Source organism: Pseudonocardia thermophila (assembly GCF_900142365.1).
In the GTDB taxonomy this organism is placed as follows: domain Bacteria; phylum Actinomycetota; class Actinomycetes; order Mycobacteriales; family Pseudonocardiaceae; genus Pseudonocardia; species Pseudonocardia thermophila.
This window is the reverse complement of record NZ_FRAP01000012.1, coordinates 94062-117501: the sequence shown is the minus strand read 5'-3', so window position 1 is coordinate 117501 and position 23440 is coordinate 94062. Positions and strand designations below refer to the sequence as shown.

At 73.4% G+C, this 23440-nt stretch carries 21 protein-coding genes and 1 pseudogene; 20 read left to right on the top strand and 2 right to left on the bottom strand.

Going from position 1 to position 23440, the window contains the following annotated elements:
- The first annotated feature begins 2 nt into the window (after window positions 1-2).
- The 11 genes from BUE41_RS16520 (at window position 3) to BUE41_RS31960 (ending at window position 12426) form a co-directional block, all read left to right on the top strand.
- Window positions 3-788, top strand: coding sequence for an SDR family NAD(P)-dependent oxidoreductase (locus tag BUE41_RS16520; protein ID WP_143172195.1), 786 nt, complete (start codon window positions 3-5; stop codon window positions 786-788).
- Entirely contained in the window at window positions 785-2347 is a 1563-nt protein-coding gene (locus BUE41_RS16515; RefSeq protein ID WP_073458004.1) for an acyl CoA:acetate/3-ketoacid CoA transferase, read from the top strand. Before BUE41_RS16520 ends, BUE41_RS16515 begins: the two co-directional genes overlap by 4 nt.
- Window positions 2344-3528 carry an acyl-CoA dehydrogenase family protein gene (locus BUE41_RS16510; RefSeq protein WP_234997308.1) on the top strand — a complete coding sequence of 395 codons (1185 nt, stop codon included), beginning with the start codon at window positions 2344-2346 and terminating at the stop codon, window positions 3526-3528. The genes BUE41_RS16515 and BUE41_RS16510 overlap by 4 nt, the downstream gene beginning before the upstream one ends.
- Window positions 3525-4880 (top strand): aldehyde dehydrogenase family protein, encoded by a 1356-nt coding sequence (locus BUE41_RS16505; protein ID WP_073458003.1) that lies wholly within the window; start codon window positions 3525-3527, stop codon window positions 4878-4880. Before BUE41_RS16510 ends, BUE41_RS16505 begins: the two co-directional genes overlap by 4 nt.
- Window positions 4880-5992 (top strand): NDMA-dependent alcohol dehydrogenase, encoded by a 1113-nt coding sequence (locus BUE41_RS16500; RefSeq protein WP_143172194.1) that lies wholly within the window; start codon window positions 4880-4882, stop codon window positions 5990-5992. Before BUE41_RS16505 ends, BUE41_RS16500 begins: the two co-directional genes overlap by 1 nt.
- Before the next feature lie 2 nt (window positions 5993-5994).
- On the top strand, window positions 5995-7167 hold the full coding sequence (locus tag BUE41_RS16495) for a DUF993 family protein (RefSeq protein WP_073458001.1): 1173 nt from the start codon (window positions 5995-5997) through the stop codon (window positions 7165-7167).
- Window positions 7164-7901: an enoyl-CoA hydratase/isomerase family protein gene (locus BUE41_RS16490; RefSeq protein WP_073458000.1), complete on the top strand. Its 738-nt coding sequence runs from the start codon at window positions 7164-7166 to the stop codon at window positions 7899-7901. Before BUE41_RS16495 ends, BUE41_RS16490 begins: the two co-directional genes overlap by 4 nt.
- Entirely contained in the window at window positions 7898-8317 is a 420-nt protein-coding gene (locus tag BUE41_RS16485; RefSeq protein ID WP_073457999.1) for a MaoC family dehydratase, read from the top strand. The genes BUE41_RS16490 and BUE41_RS16485 overlap by 4 nt, the downstream gene beginning before the upstream one ends.
- 29 nt (window positions 8318-8346) lie before the next feature.
- A complete protein-coding gene (locus tag BUE41_RS16480) occupies window positions 8347-9096 on the top strand; it encodes an SDR family NAD(P)-dependent oxidoreductase (protein WP_073457998.1) in 750 nt (249 codons plus the stop codon).
- A gap of 394 nt (window positions 9097-9490) precedes the next feature.
- Window positions 9491-9985, top strand: a complete 495-nt coding sequence (locus BUE41_RS16475) for an NUDIX domain-containing protein (protein ID WP_073457997.1) — start codon at window positions 9491-9493, stop codon at window positions 9983-9985.
- On the top strand, window positions 9982-12426 hold the full coding sequence (locus tag BUE41_RS31960; RefSeq protein ID WP_234997307.1) for a DUF6049 family protein: 2445 nt from the start codon (window positions 9982-9984) through the stop codon (window positions 12424-12426). The genes BUE41_RS16475 and BUE41_RS31960 overlap by 4 nt, the downstream gene beginning before the upstream one ends.
- Window positions 12427-12445: 19 nt before the next feature.
- Here BUE41_RS31960 and BUE41_RS32445 read toward each other — a convergent pair whose 3' ends face one another.
- Entirely contained in the window at window positions 12446-12574 is a 129-nt protein-coding gene (locus BUE41_RS32445; RefSeq protein WP_268794490.1) for a hypothetical protein, read from the bottom strand.
- On the opposite strand from BUE41_RS32445, the gene murJ reads away from it, so the two are divergent.
- The 7 genes from murJ (at window position 12564) to BUE41_RS16440 (ending at window position 20031) form a co-directional block, all read left to right on the top strand.
- Entirely contained in the window at window positions 12564-14135 is a 1572-nt protein-coding gene (gene murJ, locus BUE41_RS16470) for a murein biosynthesis integral membrane protein MurJ (RefSeq protein WP_234997305.1), read from the top strand. The two genes, BUE41_RS32445 and murJ, sit on opposite strands and share 11 nt — an antisense overlap.
- A gap of 41 nt (window positions 14136-14176) precedes the next feature.
- Window positions 14177-15898: a protein kinase family protein gene (locus BUE41_RS16465; RefSeq protein WP_084755198.1), complete on the top strand. Its 1722-nt coding sequence runs from the start codon at window positions 14177-14179 to the stop codon at window positions 15896-15898.
- A gap of 60 nt (window positions 15899-15958) precedes the next feature.
- On the top strand, window positions 15959-16513 hold the full coding sequence (sigM, locus tag BUE41_RS16460; RefSeq protein ID WP_073457996.1) for an RNA polymerase sigma factor SigM: 555 nt from the start codon (window positions 15959-15961) through the stop codon (window positions 16511-16513).
- Window positions 16510-17172, top strand: a complete 663-nt coding sequence (locus tag BUE41_RS16455; RefSeq protein ID WP_073457995.1) for a hypothetical protein — start codon at window positions 16510-16512, stop codon at window positions 17170-17172. Before sigM ends, BUE41_RS16455 begins: the two co-directional genes overlap by 4 nt.
- A gap of 100 nt (window positions 17173-17272) precedes the next feature.
- On the top strand, window positions 17273-18271 hold the full coding sequence (trxB, locus tag BUE41_RS16450; protein ID WP_073457994.1) for a thioredoxin-disulfide reductase: 999 nt from the start codon (window positions 17273-17275) through the stop codon (window positions 18269-18271).
- 29 nt (window positions 18272-18300) lie between these two features.
- Entirely contained in the window at window positions 18301-18630 is a 330-nt protein-coding gene (trxA, locus tag BUE41_RS16445) for a thioredoxin (RefSeq protein WP_073457993.1), read from the top strand.
- A 249-nt stretch (window positions 18631-18879) separates the two neighbouring features.
- Window positions 18880-20031 carry an N-acetylmuramoyl-L-alanine amidase gene (locus BUE41_RS16440; protein ID WP_073457992.1) on the top strand — a complete coding sequence of 384 codons (1152 nt, stop codon included), beginning with the start codon at window positions 18880-18882 and terminating at the stop codon, window positions 20029-20031.
- Between the two features lie 98 nt (window positions 20032-20129).
- On the opposite strand, the pseudogene BUE41_RS16435 reads toward BUE41_RS16440, so the two are convergent.
- Window positions 20130-20723: pseudogene (locus tag BUE41_RS16435) on the bottom strand (GNAT family N-acetyltransferase); the annotation flags it as partial.
- Between the two features lie 207 nt (window positions 20724-20930).
- Here BUE41_RS16435 and BUE41_RS16430 point away from each other — a divergent pair.
- Window positions 20931-22250, top strand: coding sequence for an aminotransferase-like domain-containing protein (locus BUE41_RS16430; protein WP_073457991.1), 1320 nt, complete (start codon window positions 20931-20933; stop codon window positions 22248-22250).
- A gap of 151 nt (window positions 22251-22401) precedes the next feature.
- Window positions 22402-23364, top strand: coding sequence for a D-alanine--D-alanine ligase family protein (locus BUE41_RS16425; protein WP_073457990.1), 963 nt, complete (start codon window positions 22402-22404; stop codon window positions 23362-23364).
- The last annotated feature ends 76 nt before the right edge of the window (window positions 23365-23440 follow it).

Genomic DNA, 23440 nt, shown 5'->3' with positions numbered 1-23440 from the left:
TCGTGAGCGATACCCATTCGTCCGGGCCGGATCCCTTCGCCCGGCTCGACGGCCGCACCGTGGTGATCACGGGCGCGTCCGGCGGCATCGGCTCGGCCACCGCCGAACTGGCCGTGCGGGCCGGTGCCTCGGTGGTGCTGGGCCACGGACCCGCCCCCGACGACGAGCAGAGCGCGAAAGAGCTCGCCCACCGGCTGGGTGAGGACCGCGCCCACCCCGTCCCGGTCGACGTCCTCGACGACGGGTCCGTCGCGGCGCTGTTCGCCGCCGCGGCCGACCGGTTCGGCGGGGTGGACGGCCTGGTCACCGCCGCAGGCGTGATGGAGCAGGTGCCGTTCGCCGAGCTGGAGCCCGCGATCTGGCACCGCACCGTCGAGACGAACCTGACCGGCACCTACCGCTGCGCCCGCGCGGCCCTGCCGTTCCTGCAGCGGGCCACCGGCGCGGCGATCGTCACCGTCGCGTCCCAGCTGGCCTACACCGGCGCCCGGGACGTCGCCGCCTACACCGCCTCGAAGGCGGGCACGCTCGGGCTCACCCGGGCGCTCGCGCACGAACTCGGGCCGCGGATCCGGGTCAACTCGGTCGCCCCCGGCCCGGTCGACACCCCGATGACCCGGCCGCACGCCACGCCGGAGTGGGTGGAGCGCAAGACCTCGAAGATGGTGCTCGGCCGCTTCGGCACCGCCGACGAGATCGCGGCCGTCATCCGCTTCCTGCTCTCCGACGCGGCCTCCTTCCTCACCGGGCAGACGATCTCGGCCAACGGCGGCGGGGTGATGCCGTGAGGTACACGAAGGACGTCAAGGCACGGTTCGTCAGCGCCGAGGAGGCCGTCGCACTCGTTCCCGACGGCGCCAGCCTGCTCATCGAGGCCTCCGGCGGCGGGGTCGTCGAGCCCGACCTGCTGCTGTCCGCCCTCGGCGAGCGCTTCGCCCGCACCGGCCACCCGCAGGGGATCTCCGCGCTGGCGTGCAGCGGTGTCGGCAACCGCGCCGGCTCGGGCATCGACCACTTCGCCCAGCCCGGGCTGCTGGCCCGGATGGTCGCCGGGCACTGGGCGATGTCGCCGAAGCTCGCCGCGATGGCCCAGGACGGCGAGTTCGAGGCCTACAACCTGCCGCAGGGCGTGCTGGCGCAGCTGCTGCGCGAGACCGCCGCGGGCCGGCCGGGCCTGTTCACCCGCACCGGGCTGGGCACGTTCTGCGATCCGCGCATCGACGGCGGACGGCTCAACGACCGCACCACCGAACAGCTGGTCCGGGTCGTCGAGATCGACGGCGAGGAGTACCTGCACTACCGGACCCCGCGGTTCGACGTCGGCTTCATCCGTGGCACCACGGCCGACGAGAAGGGCAACCTCACCCTCGAGCAGGAGGCTGCCAAGATCGGCGTGCTGGCCGCCGCGACCGCCGTGCGCAACAGCGGCGGCATCGTGATCGCCCAGGTCAAGCGGGTCGCCGCGGCCGGGAGCCTCAAGGCGCGGGACGTGGTCGTGCCGGCGCACCTCGTCGACTACGTCGTGGTCCATCCCGAGCAGCGCCAGACCGCGCAGACCGACTACGAGCCGGCGTTCTCCGGCGAGCTGTCCGTCCCGCTGGGGCTGGCCGAGCCCCTGCCGCTCACCGAACGCGCGGTCGTCGCCCGCCGGGCCGCGGCCATGATCCCCCGGGGTGCCGTGGTGAACCTCGGGGTCGGCATGGCCGACGGGGTCGCCGCGGTGGTCGCCGAAGAGGGCCGGCTCGACGAGCTGACCCTGACCGTGGAGCAGGGCCTGGTCGGCGGGGTGCCCGCCCGCGGGGTCATCTTCGGCGTGGCGTGGAACCCCGAGGCCGTCGTCGAGCACGCCGCCCAGTTCGACTTCTACGACGGCGGCGGCCTCGACGTCACCTGCCTCGGGTTCGCCGAGGTCGACGCGGAGGGCAACGTCAACTCGTCGCTGGTCGACGGGCGGGTGTTCGGCGCCGGCGGCTTCATCAACATCTCGCAGTCCGCCCGGCGGGTGGTGTTCTGCGGAACGCTCACAGCTGGCGGGCTGCGCACCGAGATCGCCGACGGGCGGCTGACCGTCCTCTCCGAGGGCCGGGTGCGCAAGTTCGTGCCGCGCGTGCAGCACATGACCTTCAACGCGGCCCGTGCCCGAGCCCGCGGCCAGGAGGTCTTCTACGTCACCGAACGCGCCGTGTTCGAGCTGACCGACCGGGGCGTCGCCCTGCGGGAGATCGCACCCGGCCAGACCGTCGAGGGGATCACCGCGCTCATGGGCTTCGAACCGGTCGTCGATCGCGAGGTGGTGCCGATGCCGGCCGGGCTGTTCACCGCGGCCGAAGGGCGGGTGGCGTCGTGACCGGGCTGTTCGAGACCACCGCGGAGACCCGCGAGCTGCTGGCCGTGGTGCAGGAGTTCTGCGAGAAGGAGGTGCTGCCCCAGGTCCGCGCGATCGAGGACGGCACCGCGATCTACGACACCGACCTCATGCGCACCGCCGCCGAGATCGGCCTGCAGGGCCTGATCGTCGACGAACGCGGGGCGATCGACCCGGCCGGGTTCGCCCTCGCCCACGAGAGCAACGAGATCGTCGCGTCGTACTCGGGCTCGTTCGCGCTCGCGCTGTCGATCGCCCGGCTGCACGCCTACATGCTGTGCAAGTACGCGAACCCGCAGGTGCGCGACCGCTGGCTGCCCGGTCTGCTCGCCGGGACCGGGTTCGGCGCGTTCGCGATCTCCGAGCCGCACGCCGGCACCGACGTCCGCGCGATCACCACCGTCGCCCGCCGGGACGGCGACCACTACGTCCTCGACGGGGAGAAGGCCTGGATCACCCAGGGCCCGCGGGCCCGGTTCGCCGTTGTGCTCGCCAAGCTCGACCACCGCGGCCGGGACGCGGACACGGCGGCGTTCGTCGTCGACCTCGCCACCGAAGGCGCCGAAGCCGGCCCGCCGGAGCCGCTCATCGGGTTCCGCGGTGTGCCGCTGGGGACGCTCACGTTCTCCGGATGCCGGGTACCGGCCGAGGCGCGGATGAACGTCGAGGGTTTCTCCGGGATGCTCGAGGGCGTCAACCTGGCGCGCCTGGACTGCGCCTCGTACGCGCTCGGGTTCATCCGCGGCGCGCTCCGTGAGTGCACCACCTACCTGGGCGAACGGGAGGCCTTCGGCGGGCCGCTCGCCCGCAACCCGCTCCTGCAGGCCCAGCTCGGGTCGATGCTCGCGGCGTACCTGTCCGGGCGGCACCTCGTGCACGCCGCGCTGGCGAGCTTCGCCGCCGGGGGCGGCGGCGACAACACGCTGATCTCCGCCGCGAAGCTCGCCACGACCGAGGCGGCGATGACCCAGTCCACCGTCGCCGTCCAGCTGCTGGGTGGGGCCGGCGTGCACGCCGACTACCTCGTCCAGAGCTACTTCCGCAACTCCAAGATCATCCAGATCATCGACGGGACCAGCCAGATCCACCAGCTGATGCTCGGCCGAGCCGCGAGCTCGCTGGACTGGACGGCCCCGGTCCCCGCACCGCTGAGGACCCCATGACCACTCTCACCACCACCCCGCCCCCGGTCCGGGAGGCGACCCGCGACGACGTCGACTCGGCGATCGCCCGGGCCCGGGAGGCGCAACCGCGCTGGGCCGCCACGCCCGGACCTGAGCGCAGGCTGGTCCTGCGCCGCGCCGCCGCCGCGCTCGACGCCCGCCGCCCGGAGCTCGTCGACCTGGTGATCACCGAGACCGGCGGGACGCGCCGCAAAGCCGAGGGCGAGGTCGGCGACAGCATCGAGGAGCTGCACCTCGCGGGCGCGCTGGCGCTCACCCCGACGGCCGAGATCGTGCCGTCCGTCCGGCCCGGCCGCGAGAACGTCGTCGAACGGGTCCCGGTCGGGGTGATCGGCCTGATCACCGGCTGGAACTTCCCCATGCACCTGGCGCTGCGGATCGCCGCGCCCGCGCTCGCGCTCGGCAACGCGGTGCTGCTCAAACCGGCCCCGGAGACCCCGCACTCCGGAGGGCTCGCCTGGGCACGGGTGCTGGTGGACGCCGGCCTGCCGGACGGCGTGCTGGCGGTGCTGCCCGGGCACGACGCCGGGCCCGCCCTCGTCGAGCACCCGGGCGTCGACATGATCCACTTCACCGGGTCGAGCGCCGTCGGCCGCCGGGTCGCCGAGGTCGCGGCCCGCACCCTGAAGAAGGTCGCGCTCGAGCTCGGCGGCAACAACGCCGCCGTCGTGCTCTCCGACGCCGACCTGGATCTCGCGGTCTCCTGCGCGGCCGCCGGGACGTTCGTCCACCAGGGCCAGGTGTGCATCGCCACCGGCCGGCACATCGTGGTCCGCGAGCACGCCGACGCCTACACCGCCGCGCTCACCGACCACGCCGCCCGGCTCACCGTCGGCGACCCCGCGACCGGTGACGTCGACCTCGGCCCGCTGATCAGCGAACGGCAGGCCGCCCGCGCCGCCGCCATGGTCGCCGAGTCCGTGGCCCGCGGAGCCACCCTGCACATCGGCGGCGGGCACGACGGCCGGTACGTGCCGGCGACCGTGGTCAGCGGGGTCCGGCCCGGGATGCCGCTGTTCGACGAGGAAACGTTCGCCCCCGTCGCAGCGATCACCGTGGCCGAGGACGACGAGGACGCGATCGCGCTGGCCAACCGGACCGAGTACGGGCTGTCAGCGGCCCTGTTCACCCGGGACGTCGAGCGCGGCCGGGTGCTCGCCCGGCGGCTGCGGGCCGGGATGGTGCACGTCAACGATACGACGGCGATGCACGAGCCGCAGGTCCCGTTCGGCGGGATCGGCGCGTCGGGCTGCGGGGAGCGGTTCGGCGGGTCGGCCAACGTGGACCTGCTGACGGAACGTCGATGGATCAGTGTGCAAGGGAGCATGTGATGCAGGTTCGTGGAGCAGTCGTGCGGGCGGTCGGCGACAAGTGGACGGCCGAGACCCTCGAACTGGCCGATCCGGGCCCGGGTGAAGTCCGGATCAAGGTCATGGCCTCCGGCCTGTGCCACTCCGACGACCACATCGTCACCGGTGACTCCGTGGTCGACCTGCCGTTCGTCGGCGGGCACGAGGGCGCCGGCATCATCGACGCCGTCGGCCCCGGCGTCACCCGGGTGCAGGTCGGTGACCACGTCGCCACCGCCTACCTGCCGATGTGCGGCACGTGCACCTGGTGCGCTCAGGGCATGCAGTACATCTGCGACAACGGCCGGGACGTGCAGACCGGGTTCATGCTCGACGGCACGCCGCGGTTCTTCTTCTCCGACGGCACCCCGTGCGGTGCCATGCAGCGCCTCGGGACGTTCGCCAACTACCTGGTGACCAGCCAGGAGCAGTGCGTCAAGATCGACGACGACATCCCGTTCGAGATCGCCTGCCTGGTCGCCTGCGGAGTCACCACGGGCTGGGGCGCCGCGGTCAACGGCGCGGCCGTGCGGCCCCGCGAGACCGTGATCGTGATGGGCGTCGGCGGCGTCGGGATCAACGCGGTGCAGGGCGCCAGGCACGCCGGCGCGATGCACATCGTCGCCGTCGACCCGGTGGAGTTCAAGCGGGAGTCGGCGCTGCGGTTCGGCGCCACCCACGCGTTCAGCTCGATCGCCGAGGCGATGCCGTTCGTGCACTCGGTCACCAACGGCCAGGGCGCCGACGCGGCGATCGTCACCGTGGGCCGGGTCGACGGCGCGATCATCGGCGAAGCCTTCTCCGCGATCCGCAAGGAAGGCCGCTGCGCCGTCGTGTCGATCGGGTCGCACGAGCCGGGCATCGAGGTCAACCCGCTGGAGCTGGTGGTGTACGCCAAGACGCTGCGCGGGGTGCTCTTCGGCAACTCCAACCCGAGCCACGACATCCCGAAGCTGCTGTCGTACTACAAGTCGGGGCACCTCAACCTCGCCGACCTGGTCACCCGCACCTACACGGTGGAGCAGGTCAACGAGGCCTACGAGGACATGCACGCGGGCCGCAACCTGCGCGGCGTCCTGGTGCACGAGCACTGACGATGACCGTCGCGCAGCCGACGCGCGGTGCCGTCCGGTTACCCCGACCGGACGGCACCGCCGCCACCGTCCCGCTCGGTGAACCCGCCGGGCACCCGCACACCGCCGAGCCCGTCTCGTGCCGGAAGGTCTACGCGGCCGTCCACGTCGTCGCCGATCCCTGGCGGGCGTCGACCGCGGAGGCGGCGATCGACTGGGAGGCCACGCTCGCCGTGCGGCGGCGGATGTGGCGACTCGGGCTCGGCGTCGCCGAGGCCATGGACACCGCCCAGCGCGGCAGCGGGCTGGGCTGGACCGAGGCCAGGACCCTGATCGACCGCACCCTCGCCGAGGCGGGTGGGGAGACGGTGGTCGGGATCGCCACCGACCAGCTCCCGCCCGGCCCGGCGGCGCTCCCCGCCGTCACCGAGGCGTACCTGGAGCAGCTCGCGTTCGTCGAGGACCGCGGCGGCACCGCCGTCGTCATGGCGAGCCGGCAGCTCGCGGCCTCCGCCACCCGGCCGGAGGACTACCTCGCCGTCTACGACGCGGTGCTCGCAGCCGCGCGACGGCCGGTGGTGCTGCACTGGCTGGGGGAGGTGTTCGACCCGGCGCTGCGCGGCTACTGGGGCAGCACCGATCCCGGCCGCGCTGCGGAGACCGTGCTGGACCTGATCGGCCGGCACGCGCCGGTCGTCGCGGGGATCAAGCTGAGCCTGCTCGACGCGGCCGCCGAGCGGGCGCTGCGGGCTCGGCTGCCCGCCGGCGTCCGCATGTTCACCGGGGACGACTTCAACTACGTCGACCTGATGGTCGACGACGAGGCGGGGCGGCACAGCGACGCGCTGCTCGGCGCGTTCGCCGCCGTCCCCCGCTACGCCGCCGCGGCACTGCACCGGTTGGAGCGCGGGGACACCGCGGGCTTCCGCGAGGTCCTCGGCCCGACCCAGCAGCTGGCGCGGCTGCTGTTCACCGCGCCGACCCAGCACTACAAGACGGGCATCGTCTGGCTGGCGTACCTGGCCGGGCAGCAGCCGCACTTCCGCATGATCGGCGGGCGGGAGTCGGCACGCAGCCTCGATCACTTGCTCCGGGTCTACGAAGCGGCGAACGCGATCGGGTACTTCGACGATCCCGAGCTGGCCGCGCACCGGGTCCGCGGCGTACTCGCCCTGCACGGGCTGGAGGCGTCGTGACCGTGCGGCTGGAGCGCCTCGGCCCGGTCGCCGAGCTGGTGCTGGCTCGGCCGGCCCGGCGCAACGCCCTCACCACGCAGATGCTGGCGCAGCTCGGCCGGTGCGCCGATCGGCTCGCCGAGGACCCGGACGTGCGGGCCGTCGTTCTGCGCGGAGAGGGCCCGTCGTTCTGCGCGGGGGCCGACCTGGCCGAGTTCGCGCAGGTCGATCCGCGGGCGGCCGTTGAGGAGTGGACGCCGGCGGGCCAGCGCGCTTTCGCCCGGCTCGCCGCCCTGCCCGTCCCGACGGTGGCGGCCGTCGCCGGGCACGCCCTGGGCGGCGGGCTGGAGCTGGCGGCGACGACGACCTTCCGGGTCGCCGCCCCCGACGCCGTCCTCGGCATGCCGGAGATCGAGATCGGCACGCTGCCGGGCTGGTCCGGGCTGAGCCGGCTGCCCGCCCTCGTCGGTACCCAGCGGGCGCGGCGGCTGCTGGTGCTCGGCGAACGGGTCACCGGCGCGACGGCGCTGGACTGGGGGCTCGTCGACCGGGTCGCCCCGGACCCGGTCGCGGCCGCCAGGGCGATCGCCGACGAGCTGGCGGGCAGGCCACCGGTCGCCGTCCGGCTCGCGCTGGCCGCCCTCGCCGACCCGGTGCGACCCGCCGTCGATCTCGTCGAACGGCTCGCCGCCGCCGCGACCGTGGAGTCCGTCGAGGTCCGCGCCGTCACCGCCGCCCGCGGAGGCACGCGATGAGCCTCGGCGTCTCGGTCGGCGAGACCGTCCGGTTCCGCAAGACCGTCACCGAGTCCGACGTCGGCCTGTTCGCCGGGATCACCGGCGACTTCGCGCCGAACCACGTCGACGAGGAGTACATGCGGACCACCCCGTACGGCACCCGGATCGCGCACGGTGTGCTCGTCCTGGGGCTCGCGTCCACCGCATCGACGATCCTGGCCGGCCGCATCCCCGGCACCACCGTCTCCGCCGGGTACGACCGGGTCCGCTTCACCGGCCCGGTCCGCATCGGCGACACCGTCACGATCGACTACACCGTCGAGTCGATCGACGAGGAGCGCCGCCGAGTCCGCGCGGCGGTGCGCGGTGCCACCCAGGACGGAACGACGTGCCTGGTCGCGACGCACATCCTCGCCGTGGTCGCGGACTCCTGACCCCCTCCCGATCCGAAAGGTGCGCACTGATGACCGATCTGCTCGGCCTGTCCGGCAAGACCCTGCTCATCGCCGGTTCCTCCCGCGGCATCGGTGCCGCGACCGCCCGCCTCGCCGTCGACGCGGGCGCGAAGGTCGTCCTGCACGGCAGCCGGCCCGGCCCGCGCCTCGACGAGCTCGCGCAGGAGCTGTCGGCCCGCACGATCACCTGCGACGGACGCGACGAGGCGGCTGTGACCGCCGCCGTCGAGGGCCTGCTCGCCGACGGGATCGTCCCGGACGGCCTCGTCTGCGCACTGGGGGCGGTCGCGGCCACCCCGGCCTGCGGGGGCGACACCGGCGGTTGGCTCGACCAGTTCGCCGCGAACGTCCTCGGCCCGGCCCACTTCATCCGCGCGGTCGCCCCCGCGATGCAGCGCCGCGGCCACGGCCGGATCGTGACCGTGTCCTCGATCCGCGGGCAGGACCCGCTCTCCTCACCGGAGGTCGCGGCGTACAGCGCGGCCAAGGCCGCGGTGGAGAACCTCACCACCACCTACGCCCGCGAGCTGGCGCCGGCGATCACGGTGAACTGCGTCGCTCCCGGCTTCGTCCTCACCGACATGGCCGATACCTGGTCGGAGACCGTCCGCGCCGAGGTGGACCGCTGCCTGCTCGGCCGCGCCGCGCAGCCGGAGGAGATCGCGAAGATCCTGCTGTTCCTGGTCAGCGACGCCGCGAGCTTCATCACCGGGCAGACCCTGCTCGCCGACGGCGGCCTGCTCGCCCGGATGACCTGACGACCGCTCCCCGGGTGGTGGTCATGGCAGCTCGAGGGTGGCTGGACCGCAGGTGACCTCTTCTACCTGATGGCCCTCGCTCGCGGTCGGCACCGACGCCGGAGCTGTGACCACGGCCGCCGACCGACGAACCCCCGAGCGAGCGGAGCCCCGGCAGGGTGCCGGGGCTCCGCTTCGTGTGCCGCACGCTCCAGACCGAACGCAGGACTCGCCGTGCCAGCTGCGCGACTCGCCGCACCGAACGCACGGCTCGCGCCCCCGGCACCGAACCCTCCAGCCAGCCGAAGGCCGGATCCCGCGCTCTGACCGCACCTGACCGAGACCTCCGCGAGGCGACCACCCAGCTCCTGCGACGAAGGAGCAGGAGGCAATCAAACACAGCTACCATCTAGTCATGTCGACCTCGCGCAGTCGCTCGGGTGGGCGTCGCGCGGGCCGATCCCACGACCGCCGGAGACGGCTACGCACCGTGGACGAGACGTCCGCGGGGGGACTCGTCGTCGATCACAGCTCTGGCGCCGCCGCTGTGATCGGCCGGCTCGATCGTCGTGGGCGCCTTCTGTGGTCGTTGCCCAAGGGCCACATCGAGGCCGGTGAGACGGCCGAGGAGGCGGCGGTGCGCGAGGTCGAGGAGGAGACGGGCATCATCGGCGCCGTGGTCGCGCCGCTGGGCACCATCGATTTCTGGTTCGTCGCCGAGGACCGCCGGGTGCACAAGACCGTGCACCACTTCCTGCTGCGCGCGTTGGGCGGGGAGCTGTGCGACGACGACGTCGAGGTGGCCGAGGTGGCGTGGGTGCCACTGGACCAGCTGGAGAGCCGGCTGGCGTACGCCGACGAGCGGCGGCTGATCCGCCGCGCCACCGAACTTCTGGAGGACTCCGCGTGAAACCGGTCGCGGCCCTGGTCGCGACCGCGGTGCTGCTGCTTGCGGGCTTGATCGGCCCGCTCGGGGGAACCGGTGCCGCGGCTGCCGCCGAACCTGCGGTCGACCGGGTTTCGGGCGTGTCGTTGCGCCTGGACCTGACGGACATGTCGCCGCGGATCGTGACGGCGACCGGCCCGGACACGCTCACGATCATCGGCACGCTGACGAACACCGGTGACCAGCCGGTGGAGCAGCTGCGGGCGCGGGTGCAGCGCGGCAACCCGATCACCACGGAGGGGGCGCTGCGCGACGCGCTGGAGGGCAACGCCGCGGCGGACGCGGTGACGCCGCAGTTCCAGCCGATCGCGGACGAGCTGGCGCCGGGGGAGTCGATCCCGTTCCGGTTGTCGGTGCCGCTGCGCGGTTCGCCTGCGGAGGGGCTGGCGCTCGGTCAGACCGGGGTGCACGAGATCCTCGTGAACGTCAACGGCGTCCCGACGCGCGGCCAGCTGGCCCGAGTGGCGGCGGTGCGGATGCTGCTCCCCGTGCATTCGCTGCCGCCGGACGGCCGCAGCGCGGGCGTGAGCCCCCGCTCGACGGGATCGGCGGTGCCGTTCTCGATGCTCTACCCGATCAGCGATCGGCCGCACCGGCTGGCGACGGTGCCGGGTCAGAAGACGCTGCTCGCCGACGACGCGCTGGCGGCGTCGTTCGCGTCGGGCGGGCGGCTGCACGGGCTGGTCACCGCGGTCGCCCAGGAGGCGCCGGCGGGTTCGCCGGTGCGGGCGGCGACGTGCCTGGCGATCGATCCGGCGCTGGTCGAGACGGCGGCCGCGATGCGCGACGGCTACGAGGTGCTGCAACCGGACGGCTCGGCAGCGGCTGGGACCGGCGCGGACGCCGCCGGGAAGTGGCTGGACATGCTGGCGTCGGTCGCCAAGGCCGGCTGCACGGTGGCGCTGCCCTACGCTGACGCCGACCTGGTCGCGCTGACCCGCGGCGGGCTGGGGGCGGTGGCCACCCAGACGATCCGGGACGCGCGTGACCTGCTGACCGATCAGGAGCTGCTCGGTCTCTCAGCGCTGCCCCCGGTCACCTGGCCGGCCGACGGCGCGGTGGACGAGCCGACGCTGGCCCCGATCGTCGAGGCGGGCGATCAGGCGTTGATCCTCTCGGCGGACGCGGTCGAGCAGGGCCGGCTCCGGCGGAGCCGGGGCATGGTCACGATCGCCGGCTCGCCGCTCTACGCGCTGCTGTCCGATCCCCTGCTGACGGCGGCCGGGCAGGCGTCGACGCGTCAGGTCTCGGGAGTGGCGATCGGCGGAGCGGCGGCGACGACGACGCCGAGCGGCACGAGCACACCGCTGTCGACCCAGGACACGATCGGCGCGCTGGCCTTCCGCGCAGCCGAGGCGGACCGCGCTGCCGCGTCCGGCGATCCGATGGTGCTGGCGCCGCCCCGCGAGTGGGGGGTGGAGGGGACCGGCGCCCGGGCGCTGCTGTCGGCCGTGTCCGAGCTGATCTCGCGGGGCGAGCTGACCCCGCGCAACCCGGTGGACGTGCTGCGTTCGGGACCGGACCAGGACGCGCCGCAGCGCGCGCTCGTGTACCCGACCCCGGTCGGTGCCCGGGAGATCCCGGGCGCGGTCGTCGAGCAGGTCCGCCGGACGGGTGCTGCGCTGGCCGATCTCGTCACGGCGGCGGAGGAGCCGGATCCCGGCACCGTCGGCGTCGGCCCCGAGCAGGCGTTCACGCCGGTCCGGCGCGGCCTGGTGCGCCCGCTGTCGGCGGCGCTGCGCGGCTCGCCGGGTGCCGCGGAGACCTTCGCCGGGCTGCAGGACGACCGGGTGGAAGCGCTGCGCGGCCTGGTCGCCGTCGTGGAGCCGACCATCCCGTTCTCGCTCGGCACCTCCGACGCGCCGCTGCCGATCACGATCGTCAACGGGCTGCCGGTGCCGGTGCGGGTGCGGATCGAGGTGTCCCCCACACCGGGTCTGCAGGTGGCCCCGATCGCCGAGCAGAGCATCCCGCCGCTGGGCCGGCGGCAGCTCTCGGTGAACGCCAAGGTCACCCGATCCGGGCAGTTCACGGTGGTGACGCGGGTCATCACACCGGGGGGTGGACAGCTGGGTGCGGCGAGTCGGCTCAAGGTGGTCTCGACCGCCTACGGCACCATCACTGTATGGCTGACGGCGACGGCGGGCGCGCTCCTGGTGCTCCTGGTGGCCCGTCGCGTCCTCCGGCGCCGCCGTGGCGGCCCGGACCACCCGCCCGGCCCGGGCCTCCCCCCGGACCTCCCGCCGGGCCCGCCCCCGGACCCGGTCCAGGACCGCGACCCGGACCCCGGCCCCCCGCCGGACCAGTCCCCGGACCGCCTGCCGGGCCCCCTCGGCAGTGGCGGCCCGGCCCGGGGCCGAGACGTCCGCCCCGACCCGTCCCGGACGCCGATCCCCGGGCGGTAACGGCGCCGATCCGCCGGTTCTACACCGAGCCGGTCACGGAGATCTTCCCGACGCTGCAGATCGCGCCGACGGTCCCGCGCAAGGACAGCGACGCCGCTATCGGTCGCTCCAGCGGGATGATGGCGATCGCGAACCTGGTGAGCCGCATCACCGGGTTCCTGCGGCAGATCGCGCTGTTCGCGGTGCTCGGCGCGACCGTGCTCAACGATGCGTACACGGTCTCGAACACGCTGCCGAACATCGTCTACGAGTTCCTGATCGGCGGCGTGCTCTCCAGCGTGATGATCCCGCTGCTGGTGCGGGCGCAGACCGAGGACCCGGACGGCGGCGAGCGATACACCAGGCGGCTGTTCACGCTCGCGGGCGCCGCGCTGCTGGTGGCGACCGCGCTGTCGATGGCGGCCGCACCCCTGCTGACCAGCCTGTACATCTCGTCCGACGGCAACAGGGAGCTGGCGACCGCGTTCGCCTACCTGCTGCTGCCGCAGATCGTGTTCTACGGGCTGGGCGCGCTCATGGGGGCGCTGCTGAACACGAAGGGCTCGTTCGGCGCGTTCGCCTGGGCACCGGTGCTGAACAACATCGTGGTGCTGGTCGTCCTGGCGGTGTACGTGGCGGTGCCGGGGGAGATCAGCCTCGACCCGGTCCGCATGGGCGACGCGAAGCTGCTCGTGCTCGGCATCGGCACGACGCTGGGCATCGTCGCCCAGACGCTGGTGCTGCTGCCGGCGATGCGCAGGATCGGGTTCCGGTACCGCCCGGTGTGGGGCTGGGACTCGCGCATGACCGCGACCGGCGGACTGGCGCTCTGGGCGATCGCGTACGTGCTGATCGGCGCGATCGGGCTGAACGTCACCACCCAGGTGGCGACGGCGGCGGACGGCGGTGCGTACGTCGTGTACGCGAACTCGTGGCTGCTGCTGCAGGTCCCGTACGGGGTGCTCGGCGTGTCACTGCTGACGGCGCTGATGCCGCGGATGAGCCGGGCCGCCGCCGAGGGCCGCACCGGGGACGTCGTCGACGACCTCAGCCTGGGCAGCCGGCTGTCGACGGTGTTCCTGCTGCCGCTCGCGGCGTTTTTCACCGCGTTCGGCCCCGCCATCGGGGTGGCCCTGTTCGGGTGGCGCTCCTCCGGCGTCGAGGGAGCCGCGCAGATCGGGCTCGCGCTGGCGTGCTCAGCGTTCGGGCTCGTGCCCTACGCGATCACGCTGCTGCAGCTGCGCGTGTTCTACGCGCTCACCGACGGTCGCATCCCGGCGCTGATCCAGCTGGTCACCGTGCTGGTGAAGGTACCGCTGCTGCTGATCTGCCCGCTGCTGCTCCCGCCGAAGGACGTCGTGCTGGGCCTGGTCGCGGCGAACGCGGTGTCGTTCATCGCCGGCGCCCTGGTGGGCCAGGTGCTGCTGCGCAGGCGGCTGGGCAGCGTGCGCGCCCGCGAGGTGCTCAACACGCTGTGGCGCACCCTCGTCGCCGCGGCGCTGGCTGCACTCGCGGCGCGCGGCGTCGTGGCTCTGCTCGGCCCCATGTCGGGCCTCGCCCCGCTGGCCAGGGCGTGGATCCAGGTGGTGGTCGGCGCGCTCCTCTGGCTGCCGTTGACGGTGGTCGGGCTGCGGTTGCTGCGAGTGGCCGAGCTGGATCCCGTCGTGCGGCGGCTCGCGGGGCTCGCCGCCCGCTTCGATCCTCGACGAGGCGGCGACCGGGGACGGTAGGCTCGTTCAGGCGGTGGGGCCGAGTCGGGGGAGGCGGAGCGGTGAGTGAGCTGGTGAGCCCACCGTCCGGCGCCGCCCACTCCGAGGATCCGGGCCCCGACACGCAGCCGGGCACCCAGCCGGCGACCGTTCCGGCGCAGGCCGAGGCCGAGCACGACCGCACGCCCGCCGACAAGACTGCCGGCAAGACCACCGGCCAGGGCGCTGACGAGGCCGCTGACGAGACCGCCGAGAAGAGCGCGTCGGACGGCACCGCTCCGGGCTCCGTCTTCGCCGGGCGCTACCGCCTCACCACCCGGGTTGGCACCGATCCGGCGGCGGGTGCGGAGTTCTGGCAGGCCGTCGACACCGTGCTGCAGCGCGACGTCGCGCTGACCGTCCTGCGCCGCCTCGGCGTCGACTCCGCCGGTGCCGACCCGGGCTGGAGCGACCGCGCCGAGGAGATGGTCAGCCGCGCGCTGCGGTCCGGCTCGTTCGAGCACCGCGGCTGCGCCCGCCTGCTCGACGTGCTCACCCCCGGCGCGCCCGGTCTGCCGCGCGACGTGCTCGGGGTCGCGGTCACCGAGTGGGTGCCGGGCCGCAGCCTCGCCGAGGCGGTCTCCGGCGGGCTGCTGCGCCCGCTCACCGCCGCCCGCGCCGTGCTGCCGCTCGCCGGGGCGGCCGAGGCGGCGCACCTGCACGGACTGGTGCTGGGGTGCGACCATCCTCAGCGGGTCCGCGTCACCCCGGACGGCCGGGCGCAGATCGGGTTCGCCATGCCGCGGCCGGAGACCACCCCCGCCGACGACGTCCGCGGCCTCGGCGCTGTCCTCTACACGCTGCTCACCGCGCAGTGGCCGCTCAGCCGCGCCGACGCCGCCCGGGCCGGCCTGGAGGCGGCTCTCCGCGACGCGGACGACGTCCCCGTCCCGCCGTCCACGCAGCGCCCGGGGGTGCCCGTCGAGCTCGACACGCTCACGGTCGGCACCCTCGGCCCGGAGGGCAGCCCCGGCCACGTGCACACCGCCGCGTCCGTGCGCGCCCTCCTCGACCAGGTCGTCGAGGAAGACGAGCGGGTCGCGCTGTTCCCGCCCGAGCGCGACGGCGTCCCGGCCGAGCCGGGCGACGTCTGGCAGGAGAAGGACGCCACCCCACCCGATCCGCGGCGGCGGCGGAAGCTGCTGCTGGGGCTGTCCGCGCTCGGGGTGGCGGTGCTGGCGACGTTCGGCTTCGTCGGCTCGCAGGTGCTGTCGGTGTTCACCCCGAGCGAGCCCGCGATCGTCGTGCCCGGGAGCCTGGCCGCGCCGGGGGCGAACGCGCCGGCCGCCGCCGTGCCGCGCACCGGTACGGTGCTCGCGCTCGACGCCGACGTCTACGACAAGTTCGGCGACGGCGACAACGGCTCGCGCGTGGGCCGAGTGATCGACGGCGACCCGAACAGCTCATGGCGCACGTCCTCCTACAAGCAGCAGTTCCCCGCGTTCAAGCCGGGCATCGGTGTGGTGGTGACGTTCGAATCGGCAGTTCAGCTGGCCGACCTCACGATCGAGTCGCCCAGCGTCGGCACGGTGGTGGAGATCCGCTCGACGCCGTCGGTCGACGCCGCGCTCGAGGAGACCGCGGTGATGGCCACGGCCACCTTGAACGCCGGCAGCACCACGATCCCGCTGGCCAACAGCCAGCCGGTCAAGCACGTGCTGGTGTGGATCACGAAGCTGTCCACCGTGAACGGGGACATCGCCACGCAGATCGACGAGATCAAGTTCCGGCGGGCGACGGGCTGATCCTCGGCGAGTTCTCCGGAACGCCCACGGCGGACGATCTCGCGCACCTACGCTCGGCGGGTGACCCCACCGTCGCCGAGCGACGCGGAGCTGTTGGCCGCGCACCGGGCGGGCGACCGGACGGCGTTCGGCCGGCTGGTGAGCCGGCACGAGCGGCGGCTGTGGAGCGTGGCGGTCCGCGCCCTGGGCAACCCGGTGGACGCCGAGGACGCGGTGCAGGAGGCGCTCATCGCGGCGTTCCGCGGGGCCCGCACGTTCCGCGGCGACGCGGCGGTCAGCACGTGGCTGCACCGCATCGTGGTCAACGCCTGCATCGACCGGATGCGCCACGACCGGTCGCGGCGCACGGTGCCGATGCCCGACACCGAGCCGGCCGCGCCGCGGCGCAGCGATCCGGCGGCCGAGCTGACCACCCGGATGGCGATCGACGAGGCGCTGGCGGCGCTGTCGGTCGAGCACCGGCTCGCGGTGGTGCTCGTCGACATGGAGGGCTGGTCGGTCGCCGACGCCGCGCAGATCCTGGACGTGCGTCCGGGGACGGTGAAGAGTCGGTGCGCGCGGGGCCGGGCGAAGCTCGCCGTGCTGCTGGGGCACCTGCGGGAGGAGGCCGGATGAGCGACCGGGAGCTGCCGGCCGACCGGCTGCTGGAGCAGGTGGCCGAAGTGCAGGAGGGCCTCGTGGCCGGCCGGGAGGCCGATGCCGCGACGCTCATGGTCCGCCGCGCGGAGCTGGCCGCCGAGCCGGGCTACGGGGCCGCCGTGGACGCGCTGGCGGCGACGCGGGCGGAGCTGGCGGTCGCCTCGGAGGTGCCGCTGCCGGAGGGCGCCCCACAGCGCTGGGCGGCGCTCGTGGAGGAGCTGACGACCGCCACCGAGCCCGTGCGCGCAGCCCGCAGACGGCGGTTCGGCCTCTTCGGTGGCCTGGCCGCCGCGGTCACCGGTGCGGCGATCGTGGTCGGCGGGGCAGTCGGTGGCGTGTTCACAGCACCGGCGCGCCCGGAGGTGTCGGGCGTGCAGCTCGCAGGTGAGGCCCTGGCCACCCGCGGCGTCGCCGACGCCGGGGAGCTGGCCGACCCGGACCGGCGGGCCCGGTGCCTGGCCGCGGTCGCCCCGGACGTACCGGCAGACGCCCCGCTCGTCGGGGGCCGCGAGGTGCTGTTCGACGGCCGCCCGGGCACCCTCCTGCTGCTGGGCACGGGCCGACTCGGCCAGTTCACCGCGGTGGTCGTCGACGAGCGGTGCACGGCGGTGCTGACCCGGCGGGAGGTCCCCTGAGAGACACCTCACGCTCAGGGCTCGACCCCCGCAGCCACCGGAATGCCGGCGCCTGTCATCGTGTTGATCCGGGCGTACGCGACGAGAGGACGGCAGGCCAGTGACCACCGACGACCTGCGCAAGGTCATCATCATCGGCTCGGGCCCTGCGGGCTACACCGCCGCGATCTACGCGGCGCGGGCGCAGCTGCAGCCGCTGGTCTTCGAGGGCACCCAGTTCGGGGGTGCGCTCATGACCACGACCGAGGTCGAGAACTTCCCGGGCTTCCCCGAGGGCATCATGGGCCCCCAGCTCATGGAGCAGATGCGTGCCCAGGCCGAGCGCTTCGGCGCCGAGCTGCGCGCCGAGGACGTCGAGGAGGTCTCGCTCCAGGGCCCCGTCAAGACCGTCGTCGCGAACGGCGTCACCTACCGCGCGCAGGCGGTCATCCTCGCGATGGGGGCCGCGGCCCGCTACCTGGGCGTGCCGGGTGAGCAGGAGCTGCTCGGCCGTGGGGTGAGCGCCTGCGCCACCTGCGACGGGTTCTTCTTCCGCGGCAAGGACATCGCCGTCGTCGGTGGTGGTGACTCCGCGATGGAGGAGGCAACGTTCCTCACCCGCTTCGCCGACTCGGTCACGATCATCCACCGGCGCGACGAGTTCCGTGCCTCGCGGATCATGCTGGAGCGCGCGAAGAACGACCCGAAGATCAAGTGGATCACGAACGCCCAGGTCGCCGAGGTGATCGGCGACGGCGCGGTCAGCGGGCTGCGCCTGCGTGACACGCGCACGGGCGAGGAGCGCGACCTCGAGGTCAGCGGGATGTTCGTCGCGATCGGCCACGACCCGCGCAGCGAGCTCGTCCGCGGCCAGGTCGACCTCGACGACGACGGCTACGTGAAGGTCAAGTCGCCCACCACGCACACCAACGTCGAGGGCGTGTTCGCCTGCGGCGACCTGGTCGACCGCACGTACCGGCAGGCCATCACCGCGGCCGGCTCCGGTTGCGCCGCAGCGATCGACGCCGAGCGCTGGCTCGCCGAGGCCGAGATCCCCACCGAGCTCGTCGGCGGCGGGTACGGGACCGCGTCCGACGCCGTCGCCACCACCACCGCCTGAACCCGACCCACGAGAAACGGAGACCCCTGATGGGCGCCAACACCGTCGACGTCACCGACGCCACCTTCGAGTCGGACGTCATCAACAGCGACAAGACCGTCCTGGTCGACTTCTGGGCGACCTGGTGCGGCCCGTGCAAGATGGTCGCGCCGGTGCTCGACGAGATCGCGGGCGAGCACAAGGACAAGATCAAGGTGGCGAAGCTCGACATCGACGCCAACCCGCAGTCCGCCGCCCAGTACCAGGTCATGTCGATCCCGACGATGATCGTGTTCAAGGACGGCAAGCCGGTGAAGCAGATCGTGGGCGCACGGCCGAAGGCCGCCCTGCTCAACGAGCTCGCCGACTTCCTGTCCTGAGGCCGCTCCGCCCGGCGGTACCCCGTTCCGGGGGTGCCCGCGGCGGTTCGGGCGGTGCTCGGCACTCAGCGCCACGATGCCCCGGATCGGCTCCCGATCCGGGGCATCGGAGTTCCCGGGGAGAGTGACTCGACCTGCGCTATCACGTGCCGAACACGCCCGAACACGGCCCGCTGCCGCTCGGTAGAGGGACGGCAGTGCACAATACGAGCAGCCGAGCACGACGACCGGACGACGAGCGAGGGGTGCATGCAGCTGCGCTACGGTGACAGCGGTCCCGCAGTCCTCGACATCCGTTCGAGACTGCGCGATCTGGGACTCCTCGACCCTGCCCCGGCACCCGACGAGTCGTTCTTCGACGAGGAGCTGGAGCGTGCGGTCCGGGCGTTCCAGCAGCAGCGCGGCCTCATCTGCGACGGCATCGTCGGGCCCGCCACGTACCGCGCGCTGCGCGACGCCGGGTGGAAGCTCGGCGACCGCATGCTCGGCCTGATGATCTCCTCGCCGATGACCGGCGACGACGTCGTCGCGCTTCAGGAGCGGCTGCTGGAGCTCGGCTACGACCCGGGCCGCCCCGCCGGAGTGTTCGACGAGCAGACCGAGCGCGCACTGCGCCGGTTCCAGCGCGAGTACGGCCTCGTGCCCGACGGCCTGTGCGGACCGGCCACCCTCCGGTCGCTGCGCCAGCTCGGCCGCAAGGTGACCGGCGGCCGGCCGCGGCTGCTGCGCGAGGAGGAGCAGCTGCGCCAGTCCGGGCCGCGGCTGCGCGGTAAGCGCATCGTCGTCGACCCGGGCCACGGCGGTCCCGACCGCGGGGTCGTGGTCGCCGGGGTCGCCGAGGCAGACCTCATGTGGGACCTGGCGCGGCGGCTGGTCGGGCGGATGGCCGCCACCGGCATGGACGCGATGCTCTCCCGGCAGGAGCACACCTGCCCGTCGGAGCCGGAGCGGGCCGCGCTGGCCAACAACGCCAACGCCGACCTCGTCCTGTCGCTGCACACGGACGCCAACCCGTCGCTGCACGCGCAGGGGCTGGCCACGTTCCACTTCGGCAACGGCTCCGGCGCCACGTCGACGGTCGGGGAGGCGCTCGCCGGGCTGATCCACCGCGAGCTGCTCGCCCGCACCGGCATGCTCGACTGCCGCGTGCAGGGCCGCACGTGGGACCTGCTGCGGCTGACGCGCATGCCGACCGTGCGGGTCGAGATCGGCTACCTGACCCACATCGGCGACCGGCGCAAGCTGCTCGACCCGGCGTTCCGCGACGTCGTGGCCGAGGGCATCCTCGTCGCTGTGAAGCGGCTGTACCTGCTCGGCCAGAACGACCAGCCGACGGGCACCTTCACCTACGCCGACGTGCTCGCCTACGAGATGGAGCGCGACCGCGCACAGGCCGTCTGAGCCGCTTCCCGCGCCGATCCCTGAGCCGTCCCGCAGCGGCTCGCAGAGCGCACCCCTGCCCGGCTCGGGACGCCGGTGACCGGCGAGGACTGCATGGGGATCGTGATGGTGCCCAGCAGCTGCTCCAGCGCGGCCTCCACGTCCTCCTTCCACGTGAGGCCGGAGCGCAGCTCCATGCGCAGCCGCGGCCAGCGCGGGTGAGGGCGGATCGTCTTGAACCCGACCCGCCGGAGGAACTCGGCCGGCACGAGGCAGCCCGGCTCTGTGGGCTGCTGCTCGCCGAACACCTCGATCGCCCTCACACCGCGGCGGGTGAGGTCCTTCACCACCGCCTGCGCCAGCAGCCGTCCCAGGCCCTCACCGGCGAACTCGGGCATCACCTGCATCGTGGTGAGCAGTACGGCGTCGGCGCTCACCGGGCCGGTCGGCATCTCAGCAGCGCGCGGCACCGCGGACGGCGGCGCGTAGATCACGTATCCGGCCGGTGCGCCGTCCATGTAGACGACCCGGCCGCAGGAGCCCCACTCGAGCAGGACCTCGGAGACCCACGCCTCCTTCTCGAGCTCGGTGGAACCGAAGTCGGCCGCGTGCGCGCCGAGGTTCTCCGAGAGCTCCCAGAAGACGCAGCGGCGACACCTTTTGGGCAGATCATCCAGATTGTCCAGCGTGAGTGCAGCCATGTGCCAGGACAACATCAACCTCCGGCGGCGAACCCCACGCAGAACCCCGAACCAGCGCGGCACTCTCCGCACCAGGACCTTCGACGATAGATCGAAGAAGGCCGGATTGACACCCCATCTGCTGCGACCGGTGTCTCAGCGACGACGAAGGGTAGGAGGTTCGCCCGTCCCGGTTACACTCGGGGTTGATCGTCCGCCCCCAGTCAACCGGGAGACAGCGTGTCCGAACCGCGCCCGCCGGCCGTCCAGCACGATCACAAGACCGACGTCCCGGCAGCAGAGCGGTTCGCAGCACGCACGGCGGGGATGACCGCGTCGGAGATCCGGGCGCTGTTCGCGGTGGCGAGCCGACCCGAGGTGGTGTCGCTGGCCGGCGGCATGCCGAACCTGGCCGCGCTGCCGCTCGATGCCCTCTCCGCCGAGGTCGCCGACCTCGTCGCGCGTGAGGGGCAGACCGCGCTGCAGTACGGTTCGGCGCAGGGCATCCCGCTGCTGCGCGAGCAGATCTGCGAGGTGATGGCGGAGGAGGGGATCCGCGCGGATCCGGACGACGTCGTCGTCACCGTCGGGTCGCAGATGGCCCTCGATCTGGTCACGCGGATCATGTGCGACCCCGGCGACGTCGTGCTCGCCGAGGGACCGTCCTATGTGGGCGCCCTCGGGAGCTTCGCCGCGTACCAGGCCCGCGTCGTGCACGTGGCGATGGACGAGCACGGGCTGATCCCGGACGTCCTGCGCCACACGCTGCGCACGCTCGCTGCCGAAGACATCGTGCCGAAGTTCCTCTACACGATCCCGAACTTCCACAATCCCGCCGGCGTCACGCTGTCCGTCGAGCGCCGAGCGGAGGTGCTCGAGATCTGCGCGTCGCACGGCGTCGCCGTCGTCGAGGACAACCCCTACGGTCTGCTCGGCTTCAGCGGTGTCCGCTACCCGGCGCTGCGGTCGATGGACCGCGACGTGATCTACCTCGGCTCGTTCTCGAAGACGTTCGCCTCCGGGCTGCGCGTCGGCTGGGCGCTCGTCCCCCCCGCGGTGCGCGACCGGCTGGTGCTCGCCGCTGAGTCCGCCACGCTCTGCCCGCCGTCGTTCAACCAGATGCTCGTCTCGCGCTACCTCGCCGGGCACGACTGGCGCGCGCAGATCAAGACCTTCACCGAGGCCTACCGCGAGCGCCGCGACGCGATGCTCGCGGCACTGGAGACCTACCTCCCGGAGGGCTGCAGCTGGAACGTGCCCGACGGCGGCTTCTACGTCTGGCTCACCGTGCCGGAGGGCGTCGACACGAAGGCGATGCTCCCGCGCGCCGTCACCGCCCGCGTCGCCTACGCGTCGGGCACCGGCTTCTACGCGGACGGGCTCGGCAGCCGGCAGCTGCGTCTCTCGTACTGCTACCCACCACCGGAGCGCATCACCGAGGGCGTCCGCCGGCTCGCCCGCGTGCTGGAGGCGGAGCTGGACGTGGTGCGCACGTTCGGCTCGTCGGCACGGCCCGCCCTGCGCCCAGGCCCGCAGGCGCCGTCGCCGCACACCCCGTAGAGCGGCACCGTAGATCACGGTTTCACGTGGAACACCGCCTGCGACGAACCGCAGGCGGTGTTCCGTTCTGCGCCGTGGACGTGGCCGTGTTTCACGTGAAACCGCCGACCCCGACCCGGCTGGGCACGGCCGCAGCGGGGAGAATGCGGCAGTGATCGACAGGACGGTAGCGGTGCTGGCCGGCGGACTCTCGCACGAGCGGGAGGTGTCCATGCGCTCCGGGCGGCGGCTCGCTCAGGCGCTGCGCAGCGTCGGGATCGACGTGGTCGAGTGGGACGTCGACGCGAGCCTCGTCGCCCGACTGCGGACGGAGAAGCCCGATGCCGCGATCGTGGCGCTGCACGGGGGAGAAGGGGAGAACGGGTCGATCCAGGCCGTCCTCGAACTCCTCGACGTCCCGTTCGTCGGCACGCCCGCGCACGCCTGCCGCCGCGTGTGGGACAAGCCGACGGCGAAGGCGGCGATGGCCGAAGCGGGCATCCTGACGCCGGACTGGGTCGCGCTCCCGCACACGACGTTCCGCGCACTCGGGGCGCAGGCCGTCCTGGAGGCGATGGTGAACAAGCTCAGCCTGCCCATGATGATCAAACCCGATCAGGGCGGCTCGGCGCTCGGTGCGCAGGTCGTCACCGACATCGCGGAACTTCCGTCGGCCATGGTCAGCTGCCTCGCCTACTCCGACACGGTCCTCGCCGAGCGGTTCGTCGAGGGCACGGAGGTGGCCGTGTCGGTCGTCGAGGAGAACGGGACACCGGTCGCGCTGCCGCCCGTCGAGATCCGCCCGACGGGCGGCATCTACGACTACACCGCCCGCTACACCCCGGGCGCCACGACGTTCCACTGCCCAGCGCGGCTCGACGCCGACGTGCTCGATCGCCTCGCTGAGACGGCGGTCGCCGCTCACCGGCTGCTCGGGCTGCGCGACGTCTCGCGCATGGATGCGGTCGTCGACGAGTACGGAGCGGTCCAGGTGCTGGAGGTGAACGTGTCACCCGGCCTCACTGACACGTCGCTGCTGCCGCTCGCCGCCCGCGCCGCGGGGCGGGAGCTCGGCGCGGTCTACGCGGGGTTGGTCGAGTGGACCATCGCCCGTGTTTCACGTGAAACAGCGTGAGCGACGAAACCAGGTGGGGCTGCCGGCGAACGGACCGACCCCGCTGTGATCGGTTTCCGGGTGCTGTCGATAACTG